Origin of the sequence: Photobacterium kasasachensis (assembly GCF_050336885.1) — a bacterium.
GTDB classification, from domain to species: domain Bacteria; phylum Pseudomonadota; class Gammaproteobacteria; order Enterobacterales; family Vibrionaceae; genus Photobacterium; species Photobacterium kasasachensis.
Window position 1 is genome coordinate 175,820 of record NZ_JAKJSH010000012.1, and the last position, 12,964, is coordinate 188,783.

The 12,964-nt window shown below is 47.5% G+C and carries 15 protein-coding genes; 10 read left to right on the forward strand and 5 right to left on the reverse strand.

The window, feature by feature from the left end; translation table 11 throughout:
• Positions 1 to 98: 98 nt before the first annotated feature.
• Complete coding sequence (locus L4D19_RS17770; protein WP_428453576.1) at positions 99 to 1,325, forward strand: patatin-like phospholipase family protein; 1,227 nt, start codon at positions 99 to 101, stop codon at positions 1,323 to 1,325.
• 238 nt (positions 1,326 to 1,563) lie between these two features.
• On the opposite strand, the gene L4D19_RS17775 is transcribed toward L4D19_RS17770, so the two are convergent.
• Positions 1,564 to 2,469 (reverse strand): manganese-dependent inorganic pyrophosphatase, encoded by a 906-nt coding sequence (locus L4D19_RS17775; RefSeq protein ID WP_160648458.1) that lies wholly within the window; start codon positions 2,467 to 2,469, stop codon positions 1,564 to 1,566.
• A gap of 365 nt (positions 2,470 to 2,834) precedes the next feature.
• On the opposite strand from L4D19_RS17775, the gene L4D19_RS17780 reads away from it, so the two are divergent.
• Positions 2,835 to 3,245, forward strand: coding sequence for a hypothetical protein (locus L4D19_RS17780; RefSeq protein WP_428453577.1), 411 nt, complete (start codon positions 2,835 to 2,837; stop codon positions 3,243 to 3,245).
• A 19-nt stretch (positions 3,246 to 3,264) separates the two neighbouring features.
• On the opposite strand, the gene L4D19_RS17785 is transcribed toward L4D19_RS17780, so the two are convergent.
• Positions 3,265 to 3,624 (reverse strand): HMA2 domain-containing protein, encoded by a 360-nt coding sequence (locus tag L4D19_RS17785; protein ID WP_428453578.1) that lies wholly within the window; start codon positions 3,622 to 3,624, stop codon positions 3,265 to 3,267.
• Between the two features lie 153 nt (positions 3,625 to 3,777).
• Here L4D19_RS17785 and L4D19_RS17790 point away from each other — a divergent pair, with 153 nt between their 5' ends.
• The 8 genes from L4D19_RS17790 (at position 3,778) to L4D19_RS17825 (ending at position 10,451) form a co-directional block, all read left to right on the forward strand.
• On the forward strand, positions 3,778 to 4,113 hold the full coding sequence (locus L4D19_RS17790; RefSeq protein ID WP_160648461.1) for an HMA2 domain-containing protein: 336 nt from the start codon (positions 3,778 to 3,780) through the stop codon (positions 4,111 to 4,113).
• A complete protein-coding gene (locus L4D19_RS17795) occupies positions 4,106 to 4,903 on the forward strand; it encodes a YtxH domain-containing protein (RefSeq protein WP_428453579.1) in 798 nt (265 codons plus the stop codon). The genes L4D19_RS17790 and L4D19_RS17795 overlap by 8 nt, the downstream gene beginning before the upstream one ends.
• Before the next feature lie 6 nt (positions 4,904 to 4,909).
• Positions 4,910 to 5,218, forward strand: coding sequence for a magnetosome protein MamC family protein (locus L4D19_RS17800; protein ID WP_428453580.1), 309 nt, complete (start codon positions 4,910 to 4,912; stop codon positions 5,216 to 5,218).
• Positions 5,208 to 5,510, forward strand: coding sequence for a YtxH domain-containing protein (locus L4D19_RS17805; RefSeq protein ID WP_428453581.1), 303 nt, complete (start codon positions 5,208 to 5,210; stop codon positions 5,508 to 5,510). Before L4D19_RS17800 ends, L4D19_RS17805 begins: the two co-directional genes overlap by 11 nt.
• A complete protein-coding gene (locus L4D19_RS17810) occupies positions 5,507 to 7,567 on the forward strand; it encodes a heavy metal translocating P-type ATPase (protein WP_428453582.1) in 2,061 nt (686 codons plus the stop codon). Before L4D19_RS17805 ends, L4D19_RS17810 begins: the two co-directional genes overlap by 4 nt.
• A 163-nt stretch (positions 7,568 to 7,730) precedes the next feature.
• Positions 7,731 to 9,029, forward strand: coding sequence for an alpha/beta fold hydrolase (locus L4D19_RS17815; RefSeq protein WP_428453583.1), 1,299 nt, complete (start codon positions 7,731 to 7,733; stop codon positions 9,027 to 9,029).
• A gap of 105 nt (positions 9,030 to 9,134) precedes the next feature.
• The gene (locus tag L4D19_RS17820; RefSeq protein ID WP_428453584.1) at positions 9,135 to 9,497 is read left to right on the forward strand and encodes a hypothetical protein; all 363 of its coding nucleotides are present in this window, start codon (positions 9,135 to 9,137) and stop codon (positions 9,495 to 9,497) included.
• Positions 9,498 to 9,851: 354 nt separating this feature from the next.
• A complete protein-coding gene (locus L4D19_RS17825; RefSeq protein WP_428453585.1) occupies positions 9,852 to 10,451 on the forward strand; it encodes a GTP cyclohydrolase II in 600 nt (199 codons plus the stop codon).
• 75 nt (positions 10,452 to 10,526) lie between these two features.
• On the opposite strand, the gene L4D19_RS17830 is transcribed toward L4D19_RS17825, so the two are convergent.
• The 3 genes from L4D19_RS17830 to L4D19_RS17840 are packed head-to-tail and all read right to left on the reverse strand — an operon-like array spanning position 10,527 to position 12,962.
• Entirely contained in the window at positions 10,527 to 11,237 is a 711-nt protein-coding gene (locus L4D19_RS17830; protein ID WP_489685920.1) for a phosphate ABC transporter ATP-binding protein, read from the reverse strand.
• A 1-nt stretch (position 11,238) separates the two neighbouring features.
• Positions 11,239 to 12,099 carry a PstA family ABC transporter permease gene (locus L4D19_RS17835; protein WP_428453586.1) on the reverse strand — a complete coding sequence of 287 codons (861 nt, stop codon included), beginning with the start codon at positions 12,097 to 12,099 and terminating at the stop codon, positions 11,239 to 11,241.
• Complete coding sequence (locus tag L4D19_RS17840; protein ID WP_428453587.1) at positions 12,096 to 12,962, reverse strand: PstC family ABC transporter permease; 867 nt, start codon at positions 12,960 to 12,962, stop codon at positions 12,096 to 12,098. The genes L4D19_RS17835 and L4D19_RS17840 overlap by 4 nt, the downstream gene beginning before the upstream one ends.
• Positions 12,963 to 12,964: the final 2 nt, after the last annotated feature.

A 12,964-nucleotide genomic window follows, 5' to 3' on the forward strand; every position in this document is an offset into this window, starting at 1 on the left:
ATAAATTAGCTATTTTAAGAGTGATATTCCGTTTCGGTTAAACTAAGGATAGTACACTGTCGACAGTAAATTCTCGTATTCTTTGATGTGGGGAGATTATGGTGAATCATCTGCCGTTTAGTTTAAGTGATTCCGATCTACAACTTGTTAACACTTTTTCCTCGCAGCTTTCGGGAGCCAGGAAGAAAAGGATTGCCTTAGTCGTTCAGGGAGGTGGGCAGCGGGGTATATTTACCGCTGGGGTCTTTGACGCCTTTCTGGAAGCTGAGTTTGACCCGTTTGAACTTTATGTCGGCACTTCTGCTGGTGCGTTGAATCTTTCCTCGTTTATAAGCCGTCAACACAAGTTTGGCTATCAGTTTATTGTCGATTACACCACTGACAATGAGTTCTTCAACTTATATAAATATCTGAGTAAGCAAAAGCCGATGAATCTGGACTGGGCATTGGAAACAGTTGCGCCTGGTGGTTCGTTGCAGCTTGATGTAAAGACCGCCCGGCAAGTACTCAGCCATCGACTCGCGTTGGCTTGTGCAACGCGCAAAGATACGCTTCAGGATATCTACCTGCCAATGTTCAAAAGTGACTGGTGTGAAGTGCTGCGTGCATCTTGTGCCATTCCGGTTATCTATAATCAGCCTGTAAATTTACGTGATCTTGAATGGGTAGATGGTGGGGTAAGTGCGGCTGTACCCGTCAAAGAGGCTTGGCAACGGGGCGCTGATTTGGTGGTGGTGGTCCGGACTGAGCCGGTACAGCTGCCGGAGGGAGAGACTAGTCCCTTTAATGATTGGCGGGAAAAGATTGAAACTGTGCTGCCTGATTATATTGACAGGCTTAGCCTGAACCAGTCGATTGATCGGGTCAAAGCTATCAGAAGTGATCTTACCCAGCGGCTTGAACAGTGGAAGTTGTGGAATGACAAACCGGATGATGATCCAGGCAATGAATCGATTGAAGCCGGCGATGACAGCAGCCAAATCATTACACCTCGAAACAGTAATTGGCGATTATTGTCAGCAGACAATATAGAGCGATTCTTATCAATTACCGGAAAAGGTAAAAGTGCAGAAATCATAGAGATGCTTAACCGTTACTACCGCTCTTATGATGAACTTAATGGTTTTTTGCTTAATCCGCCAGATGGCCTGAAAGTTATCCAGATAGCCCCGGAAAAAGCATTACGCAGCCGGGCATTATTGAGTGATAAAGACGACCTTGAAGTCGACTACCGAGAAGGTAAGGTGGTGGGACGGTATTTTGTTGATCATTTTGCCGACATACTCAATGAAACGACGACCTTGACCCCCAAGCACAAATGCTGAGCGGATTCATGCTTTATACTAATCTGGATAAGTAGTTGTTCAGATAGTTGCGCAGGAAAAATTACTTAGAACAAGGCATGAATTGCAGCTAACTAGTTACTCTAATTACAAAATTCATAACGCAGTTAAAAGTGATTTTAACCAGCAAGAATGATCAAATACTTATGTAGATTGGTATTAGTTCGATCAAAAAAGGAACGCCGTGGCGTTCCTTTTTTGTTGTTCAGCAAGGTTGCAATTAAGCAAGAACCTTCTGTAGCCACGGCCAACCCTGCTTCTTGCGGCTTAGCGTGTTTTCCATCATCAGCATGCCGTTGTCAGCGAACTGATCAAGCGTTGCATTCCACTCGCCCTTGTAAAGCAGACGTGTAGTGCTGGTGGTGATGTCAGTCAGCATAAGGGCAGCCATTGCCAGGCCATCTTCGTCGCAGCGACGCTGAAGATCAGCTTCAAGATCGCTGATCATGCTGTCTACTTGCTCAAGAGTCGCAAGTTCAATCTGACCTACAACGACGTTACGGTCGTTGAATGGGTAAGCTTTAAGATCTTTTTCTACCAACTCGGCAGCAGAAAGGCCCGCGATGTCAGTTTTAGCGATCAGCAGATCTTTGATGAATGCATCTAGATCTTGTACATCTGCAAGTTGAGCCAGTTCAGCTACCGCATCCTTGTCTTTTTGAGTACAAGTTGGAGATGCAAAGCCTACTGTGTCACTCAGGATTGCTGACATCATAAGGATAGCCAGTGGGCGAGTGATTTCAGTGTTTTCCATCTTGAACAGGTTGAACATGATGGTACAAGTACAACCAACAGGCCAGATCCAAGCTTCAAGCGGGTTTGTTGTCATCACGTCACCCAGACGGTGGTGGTCAACAATCCCCAGGATTTCTGCGTCAGCAATATCGTCAGGTGCCTGTGCCAGATCGGTGTAGTCAACAAGCCAAACTTTTTCACCCGCAACACCGGTACACATTTCTGGTTGTTCAACACCAGCTTGTTCCAGAATGTGCTGAGTTTCGCGGTTTAGTTCACCTTGACGAACCGCTTTTGCTTCCAAACCACGTGCTTTAAGAAGCTCTGCGCCTACTAGTGCTGAACAGATGCTGTCGCTATCAGGGTTTTTGTGCCCTACTACTTGAATCATGTTGTTTCCTTCACTGCGTCGACTGCAGCACCGGAGGCTGCAAGACTGAATTAAAAAATCTGCCTGAGAGCTGGGCTCAAGATCAGGACAGAAAAAGTAAACCGTGCAATTTTAGAGCTTTTACAAGAAATAACAATTGAAGTTGTGTAAAAAAGATGTGGCTGCTTATTTCCGCACCTAATTTACCCCGTTATCGATATGTATGGGGTCTATCTGCGCCGGTCTACCAACAAAGTGTCTCAGCCTGTGTTGGATGAAGCGATTGTGACACTGCATAGTCAGGATGTTCAGTTGGGGTAAATATTTATTTTTCCTTGGTATTTTGATAGCTTAGCGGCTAACAAATGTAGAAAGAAGTTATTGCCGTGAATGCCAAAAAAGCACTGAAAAAACTGAAGAAGAAAGTAGAGAAAGTGCCCAACCGTTCGGCAGAGCAGCTAAAGCAGCTTGGCAAGGCAGCAGCGTCCGTCGCCGGGGTTGATGAGGAAGTCAGGCGAGAGGTAAAAGATATTTCGCAGCAGGCGATGCTCAATGCTGTCTCTGAGCTAGCAACCCCGTTAAATCCGGTTTTGTCATGGTTTCGTGAAGGCGGCGAGCTTCAATTCTCTGCATCTTCCTCGCCCTCATTCCGTTCCGCGATAAAATTGCCGAGCTCTTCGAATGCGAAGCAATCATTGGTACGCGTTCCGCTTAAATCACCGGCTTGCAAGCGCTGCCCGGCACTCAATAACGGTATCTGTAAGTGTGCAGCAAAGAAGTTTAATATTCGTGTTTAGCGTCTTTATCCGCAAATTTCTACAGGCTCATTATTACCCGACTGACTGACGGGCCAACCAGGCGTTTTAGCGCCATTACCGCCATCCCCCTTGCAAAGGTCTTTGTCCCATTTGTTACTGCGTTTTCAATAAACGTGGGTCTGCTTGAAGCACGGGTCCAGCCATGACTATCTAATATCTCGAGCAAGCTCTCGCAATCTAGTTCTTTGTCGTCGAAGCTAATCGCAACCGAACCGGCATAGCGCTTATGCTTGATTGCACCTATGGCATCAATTTGTTGTAAATCAGCAATTAGTTCTTTGACGGCTTTTGGGTTTTGGCGAATGAAGTCTGAGCGCACCCGTAAACGTTGATTTGTTTTGTGAATATACGTGTTCATAAAAAGTGCCAATCAAGATGATTATGTAGATAGAAATCATTTTCATTCGCAACATTATCACTCCAATTGACGGAGCGCAAAGAAAAAGCGAATAAATAACTTCAGGCTAACCTTAAGTGATTGAATTTATAGTTTTATATATATAATCCGCTTATGAAAAAACATATAGATACAGCTTTGAAGCTAAGACGCTGGGTGACAGTTGGGCACCATATTCCTGGACGAGTGAGACTGAAGTACAAGCTGGGCATCTTGGCCCACCTTGCCACATTCAACAGTTCAGAGATTGAACGTGCACTGCAGAATATACCGGCGTTTAAAAATTACAAACTGAATAATGCGACTGGCAGTTTGCTCATTGAGTATGACGCTTCCATCGTCAAGCCACACTTGATAGACGCATTGTTTTCACAATCCGAACAAGATGCAGAGCGAGCTTGTTATGCACTTGGTGCTTGTTTAGAAATAGACGGAGCGAATCATGAGTAATGAAGAGAACCAGGGGCAGCCTGACAACCCTTATGGCCAATACGGTGAGCCGCCGGAGTGGGCCCAGCAAGTGCCACCACCGGGTTATTACGGTTATCCGCCCCATATGATGCACCCGTACTACCACGGACATCCAGGAATGATGCATCCCCATGCTCATCCTCATGGAAATGTACATCCGGGTCACATGCATCCTGGCCAAATGCATCCAGGGATGGTACCGCCCCCACAAGCAGGACATGTGCATCCTGGCTACATGAATCCAGGCCAGATGCATCCGGGAATGGCTCCACCGCCTCATGCCGGTTATATGCACCCGGGAATGGTACCACCTCAGACCGAGCAACAAGCGTCAGAGGAAAACGATCCAATGTTCGAGCAGGCCCAGGCAATGCTCGAAGGTGCCCTCGGTGAAGAAGCCGGGATGTTTAAGCAGATATTAGGAACTATGGGTATGAATGATAAAGAGTTTTGGAAAGGCGCAATGGTTGGTGCCGCAGCTGCACTAATCCTAAGCAACGAAAATGTCCGTAAGGGCCTGATGGGAATGGTATCTAACGCTGGCGATATGCTGAAAAGCGGTGGTGCATCGGTAAAAGATACCGCAACCCAGACAGCTTCTTCCGTTAAGGAGAATGTATCTACAGGCGGAGAAATTTTCCGCGATACTTATGAAGCGGGCAAAGAAGGTTTCAGAGAGTCAGTTGAGCGTCATAGCCACGAAAAGGCATCTGCCCAAGGAACTGATTATGATGATGAATTTCCTGCGCACGACGATTTTGAAAAGTAAAAATCTATGAGCAATTCATCTGACAAACTAAACCCAGCAAGTCGAGCCATGTTGGTCGGTGCCATTCTTGGTGGCACGGCGTCCGCGGCCAATCAGTGGAAGGCGCATCAGTCCGGTGAGATCGATACCAATCAGCTGGTATCGACTGTCGCCAAAGATTCGCTCAAAACTGGCCTGGCAAGTGGGGCGACGACATACATCGCTGAAAAAATGGCAGGCAGACCGGTACTTTCAATGCTTACTGTACTCAGTGCAGGGGCAGCCGGTTTGTACATGATGGAACAATATGCGGAAAAGAAACAAAATGAGCAATAATAACCCATACAATCCTTACTATGGCTACCCGTACTACGGTGGTCAACAACAGCCTGCTACTGAGCCAACATATAAGAAGCAAAACACCAAGACTCACTTCGTTATGGGTGTGGCTGCTGGTGCCGCGGTTGCGTACCTGCTTACCAACAAGAAATTTCAGCAAGGTGTCGCTGCGACAGGTGAGAAGGCATGGTCAGCGGTTCGTGGTGAAGTCGAAGAGCTAAAAGAGCGCCTGGAAGATACACAGGCCGAGCTTGAATACTACCGCAATCTTCACAAGGGTGAGGAATGATTGGACTGCAAGTTCGACATCATCTTCCTGGGCGGATCCGATTCAAAGTTCCTGCGCTAAAAGCGTATCGGGATATCGGTGACTGGATCAAGCAAAGCCTGATGGCCATTCAGGGGGTGCGCGAGGTTCGGGTTAACGAGCATGCCTGCTCGGTGGTTATTTCGTATGAGACGCAGCTACTGGACTGCAAAACCATCAAGGCGCGTCTATCGGCGCTAGATCTCAATGAAGCAGAAGCTGCCGATTCTGAGCATGAATACACCCGCGGTGATGTGGCGATGAATGTTATCGGCACACTGTCTGCTGCAATGCTACCCAAACGTTGGGGCGCACTTGCTACTGCGAGCTTGATTGCACCAACGTTATTTGAAGGGATCGACGAGCTTAGAAATAAGCGTGTTTCAGTCGAAGTCCTTGACGCGGTTGCTGTTGGTTTGTCCGCCTGGCGGGGTGATTACCGTACCGCAATGATGACCCAGAGCCTGATCAGCCTGGGTGAATACATGGAGCAGCGTACCAGCCGAAGCAGCGATCAGCTGCTGGCAGAGTTAATGAGGCCACAGGAATGTCTGGTGTGGCGCATTGATACCGATGGTAAGACGCAGTGTAACTCCTCCGAGCTGGTGGCCGGCGATTTGATTGAATTGATGCCCGGCAACGCAATTCCGATTGACGGTACGATTGAATCCGGCGCTGCACTGATCAATCAGTCGACGCTAACGGGTGAAAGCGTACCTGTCCGTCGTGAGCCTGATGCCGTGGTGTATTCAGGGACGACTGTCCATGAAGGCTCGATCAAGGTACGGGTAGAGAAAGTCGGCAGTGAAGCAACCACAGCTAAAATTGCCAAGCTGATTTATGAATCGCTGAGCGAGAAAAGTGAGATCCAACAGGTGACTCAGGACATGGCGGATCGCCGTGTCAAAATCACTCTGGGGATCGGTGCCGCTGTGTTTGCGCTGACTCAGGACGTCAATCGTCTTGCCTCGGTCTTTTTGGTCGATTATTCCTGCGCGCTAAAACTCAGTACGCCAGTTACTTTTAAGTCGATAATGTATCGGGCTGCGCAGAACGGTATTCTGCTTAAGGGCGGCAGTGCCATCGAGAAGCTAGTGAAAGTGGATACCTGTGTCTTTGATAAGACCGGAACATTGACTTACGGCGATATGGAAGTGACCGATGTGGTCCCGCTCTGCAGTGATAATAGCGCCAGGGATCTGCTGGCCATCGCGGCATCGGTAGAAGAGCACAGTAGTCACCCGTTATCCCAGGCTGTGGTAAATGCGGCGAAGCATAATGAGTTGCCGCATATTGATCATGGTGAAGTAGAGTACGTAATTGCCCATGGCCTTCGCAGCACGCTCAATGAGCACTGTCTGGTGATGGGAAGCCGCCATTTCCTGGAAGTACATGAAGAAGTTGATTTTACACCGTTCGAAGCAACTATTCGTGATCTTGAGGAACAAGGGCGCCACCTGATCTATATCTCGCATCAGCATAAGTTGATAGGCCTGATTGGCCTCCGAGATCATTTACGTGACGATGTAACGCAGACGCTTCAGGTGCTTCGTGATTCGGGAATACGCGAGCTCGTTATGATATCCGGGGATCGTGCCTTCAAGGCGCAGATGCTGGGGGATGAGCTTAAGCTGGACAAGGTCTACGCTGAGGCTACTCCGTCGAGCAAATCGAAAATTGTCGAGGAGCTGCGCCAATCCGGTCGTACCGTGATGTTTGTTGGTGACGGTGTCAATGATGCTCCGGCGCTGACGAAAGCCGATGTCGGTGTGGCGATGTGCAAAGGCACAGAACTGGCCAGACAGGCCGCGGATGTTGTACTGCTGAGAGACGAGCTATACGGTGTTGCCGAGTCAAGACAACTGGCACAGGTTGCTATGTCGTTAGTTAACAGCAATATTAAGCTGGCAGAATACGTTAACAGCGGCATTATGTTAGCTGCTGCGTTGGGTATGCTTAGCCCGACGGCGAGTGCCTTGTTACATAACGGGACAACCTTGGCTATTTTGGCGCGCTCAGTGGCAGCCAAAAATGCTTAGGTAGGCGCTTTTACCACGGATTATTAGATGAATGCCCGGCAAACGCCGGGCATTGTCGTTTAAGCCGTCGATAATTTATTCCCTGTTTTCAATAGCTAGTATTCTTGCTATACAATCAGGCACATAGAAATAAAATAGAACATATGAATAAAAGGGGAAAAGAGTGGAGTCAGCTTTTTATGTCGACAATATGTTATGCCGCCAGCATCAGTTTGCTTTGCCGCTTGACTATGCCAACAAGGATGGAGAAACGATAACGGTCTTTGCTCGTGAAGTCGTTTTGAAAGAGAGCCGTGATGCGACACTGCCATGGCTTGTTTATTTGCAGGGCGGCCCAGGTTTTCCGTCTCCTCGTCCCGATGCCAACAGTGGTTGGCTAAAGCGTGCATTACAGCAATATCGGGTGCTGCTGCTGGATCAGCGTGGAACAGGCAACAGCCAGGTTATCAGCGCACAAACTCTGGTCGGTCAATCAGTCAGTGATCAGGTTGAGTATTTGTCTCAGTTTAGGGCTGACAATATTGTCCGCGATGCTGAAGCCATTCGTGAGCAGCTGGGTATCGAACAATGGGCCTTGCTGGGGCAAAGTTTCGGCGGCTTCTGTACCTTGCATTATTTGTCTTGTTATCCCGATAGCCTGTCGAGAGCCTATATTACCGGCGGGATCCCGTCATTGACGCGTCATGCCGATGAGGTGTATCGCGCAACATACAAACGGGTGCTGGATAAGAATAAGGCGTTTTTCGATGCGTTTCCCCAAGCCCAGCAAATGTGTAATCGGATTGCTGATCATCTACTTGCCAATGATGTACGGTTACCCAACGGCCAGATATTTACGGTTGAGCAATTTCAGTTAATCGGTATCAATCTAGGCCGAAGTGGAGTAAATGCGGCAATGTATTACTTGCTGGAAGAAGCCTTTGTCGAGGTCGATGGGGCTCTTCAGTTAAGTTATAGTTTCCTTAATGCAATGCTGGCAGAGCAGTCTTATCTGACTAATCCAATTTACGCAATTTTGCATGAGGCGATTTATTGTCAGAACACAGCCTCACAGTGGTCGGCCCACCGAGTACGTTCCGAGTACCCGCAGTGTCAGTATGAATCGGGTAAGGATTTGTGCTTTACCGGTGAAATGGTCTACCCGTGGATGTTTGATCAACTGGAAACATTAAAACCGCTCAAAGCTGCTGCGGATCAACTCGCCGATAAATCAGACTGGCCGGTGCTATACGATCAGGAGCAGTTGTCACGTAATACGGTTCCTGTTGCGGCTGCGGTGTACGTCGAAGATATGTACGTAGAGTTTGACTATAGCCGAGAGACGTTAGCCCAGCTGGGCAAGGCGAAGGCATGGATGACCAATGAATACGAGCATAATGGTTTGCGATCTGACGGTGAACGTATTCTGGACAGGCTTATTTTGCTTGCTGATGAGCTAGAACAGCGCGGCAATGCGCAGTGATATAATAAGTAACCAATAGTTACAAATGCTGCCGCATTTGTCTAACTGGCTTTTTTGATATTAAAGTTGTATATATATTGCAACTTTAATGTCTGGGATAGAAAAATGAAAAACTCAGCAGGTACTTTCAGTCTTGTTGGCCTACTGCTCCCGGTAGTGCTTAGTTTCTGGTTATTGGCTGCACATTTTTTGCGAATGGGGAACTTATATGTGTTTGCCGCTCTGGTGTCCTTTCCGTTGCTATTAGTTGTCAAGAGCGCCTTTGTTGCACGCTTAATGCAAGTTAGCCTGGTTGTGGCTTCATTAACATGGATGCAAATCACGTATCAGATGTTGATGACCAGAATGATGATGGGTGATGACTGGCAACGAATGACCATCATTATGGGAGTGGTGATCTGCTTTACGCTTCTTTCTTCCTGTCTGTTTTTACATGCCAGGCTTGAACGTCACTACGGGCTAAATTAACTCCTTTTTCAGTTGTTGCCACATCATGCATAATGAGAAGCACCCGTAAATGTTATAATATAACATTTAACTTCTCGGTAACGGCCATACTAATAGTGTCGCTATGATTACTGCTGTGACAAGAAGTGCTGTTTTAGTGTAATTATTTTAGATATCATCTAAGCAATAAAGAGGAATGCTCAAATTCCATACAAGTACTTTAATATCAGAGTATTATGGTAGTTGGGTATAAAGTAAGGTTATCTGCTTTTATGGGGTATAGGTATAATACCCATGCCCGATACGGTTCGGTGATAGCGAACTATTTGTGGCTTTTATTCCCGTAATGGCAATTCAGAAGTACTTAGGAACAACATGGTTAATGTACGGGCGCGAGTGCCTTTCAAAGTCGGCTTGAACAGTGATATCGAAGCCGATCTACTTTCTTTTAACGGACTTGAGTCAGGTAAAGAACATGTTGCCCTGATTTTTCAGGACGCTGATAAACAATCTTCACCTCCGCTGGTTCGAATGCATTCCGAGTGCCTGACGGGCGACGTTTTCCACTCTTCGCGCTGTGATTGTGGTGAACAGCTAGACGAAACACTGAACAAAATGGGCGAGCAGGGTGGCGTATTGCTGTACCTGCGTCAGGAAGGGCGCGGTATTGGTTTGTACAATAAAATTGATGCTTACGAGCTGCAAAGCCAGGGCATGAATACTTATGAAGCCAACAATCACCTTGGTTTTGGTGATGACTTGCGTGACTTCACCGAAGCGGCACTGATGCTTAAGGCGTTGGATATTACCGATATTCGCCTGATCACTAATAATCCGAAGAAAATTAATGAGCTCGAAGCTCTGGGTATTACTATCTCAGAAGTGGTCGGTACCAAGGCCCATGTAAAAGACGGTAATGAGAGCTACCTGAGAACAAAAGCCAGCCGTGGTAAGCACCGCTTTAACTTCGACTGATTAGAGTCTTCTTTGTCTCTTGATCACTTCTGTGATCAAGAGATCTTTCATTCTTCGTTTTATTTCCCTCGTAAATCAAACACATCTGCCTTGCTCAAGGTGAATTACTTTATCCGCCAACTTCTGCGTTTGTTGCGCGGAATGCGAAACCATTACTATCGTATATTGGGCGGCTAGCTGACGGATCAGTGCTTCAATTTGATCTGTCGTATCAGGGTCTAGCGATGCTGTTGGCTCATCAAGCAGTAACATTTCAGGCTCGAGGGCAAGAGTGCGAGCTAGACATAGGCGCTGCTGTTGTCCTCCGGACAACGTATTTGCCGGCCTCGAAAGTCGATCTTTTACATCATCCCAAAGAGCGGCTTGTTGCAGTGCCGAAATTGCCTGGGCATGAGCGTGCTCCCCTGAAACGTGATTGACAACCTTTAGTGGCAACAACAAATTATCAATGACAGTTCCTGGCAACAATTGAGGGTGCTGGAAGACCATACCAACTTTTCGGCGTAGATTTGGTAGCTGGTGTGTTTTCAGCGCATTTACAGCCAGGGATTCTCCGTCTAGCGACAGCGTGATCTGGCCTTTGGTATAGCTATTATTGAAGCAGTCATTCAGGCGGTTTAGTGCTCTTAGCAGGGTTGTTTTTCCAGAACCTGATGTTCCTGTCAGTACATGGATTTGGTTTTTTTTCAGACTAATACTGAGATTAGAAATGATTGGCTGTTTGTCAAAGTAGATGCTGAGGTCAGTTATTTTTCCAGCCATTGAAGGGGGTAGAGTCAAGTTCATGTTATTGCCGCCGTGAAGTGGTACGAATCAAAAAACTAGCAACAGAAAAAATGGTGGCAGTAAGGCACAGTAGTGTGAGAGCCGCACCAAAGGCCATTTGTAGTTCGGTGTCACTTTGGTACTGAGCACTGTAATAAAAAATAGTAAAGGGCAGTGCTTCATAGCGATCGAATATGCCTCCGGGTAAGCCTGCATTTGCGACTACGCCTGTTAGCATTATCACGGCTGTATCTTCAGCGGCTCTACCTGCGGCAAGCATAATGCCACCAGATATTCCCTTGGCTGCTTGTGGGAGCAATACCGAGCGTAAAGCTTGCCAATGTGTCATTCCGAGTGACAGGGCGGTAAGTTCGAGCGAAGGAGGAAGTGCAAGTAAAGCCGTGCGGGTAGCGACAGCCAAATAGGGAATGATAAGGATTGCCAGGCTTAATGCTGACAGGACTAAGCAGGTGTTAGCAGAAGGGATCAACCAATTTCGCAGAAACAGGATTAATGTAAAACCGAACAAGCCCATCAAAATGGAAGGGATACCGGCCAGGATATCAATGCCAAAAGCTAATACCCGGCTGAATCGAGTTGCCGGACTTATCGCGAGCCATATCCCTGTCGCGACTCCTGGGAGCAAAGCAAGTGATAGTGCGAAGGTGACAACTGTCAGTGTTCCTACGCAGGCAGGCCATATGCCGTCCCATATAGGTTCAATGCCGAAGATACCCTTCAGTGGGTCGGTATCACCAAAAAAGAGAGTGAGATCAAAGGCCGATGTGCCGCGGGTAACGATAAATCCAAGCAATATAGTTAGGCAGATAAGTAATCCAACCGTAGAGCACAAACACCATAGATGGAACAGACGTGCCTTCATAGCTGCTCCTTGGTAGCGGTTTTATTGTGTGAAAGTTCTAACCTTCTGATCAATACAGTGACTGCTGTGCTGATTAAGAGCAACAGTAACCCTGCCGCAAACAGAGAGTTATAGGCAGAGCTGCCGTTTTCGGTCGCCAAGACCAATCCGATATGGGCGGTTAAGGTTCGTATGGAATCGAGTACATTGCCTGTTAGTTGCGGGGCATTACCTGCCAGCATCAGTGGCAGAAGTGTATCGCCAATGGCTCGGCTGAAACCAAGCAAAGCAGCTGCGGCCATCGCCTTCGTAGAGTTGGGTAAGATGATAAACCATATGGTTTGGATATCAGTAAACCCCAAGGCCGTGGCATTTAGGCGCAGCTGTTCCGCCATCGGGCGGCAATGAGACTCAAGCATCAGGATCATCACAGGCAAGATAAGCAGTGTAACAATTGCTGCCGTTGCCAACAGGCAATATCCCGAGCCGTATCGGAAAGTCTCCCTTAACAGCGGAACGAGTAAGAATACTGCGGCAAGGCCATAGACGACGGTGGGGATCCCTGTCATCAATCTCACTATTCTTCGTACCCATACAGAGACGGTTTTATAACGCTCAAGCAGGCAGAAGCTAGTGATGCCAATGGCTAACGGAAAGGCCAGAATAAGGGCCAGAATGGCAACCATTCCTGATCCCAGCACCATTGGTAAGATACCATATTGCCCTTGTTCGGGTTGCCAGCTAAGGGAAAGAACCGAATCTCCGGCATTGAAAAATACTGGCAGGGCAAAAAAGCCTAAGAAACCAAACAGCATGATCATCAGAACGGCTACCGTGATGGCAAGCATCAAGAGTACCCGTTCTGTTGTTATTGTTTCTTTCATCG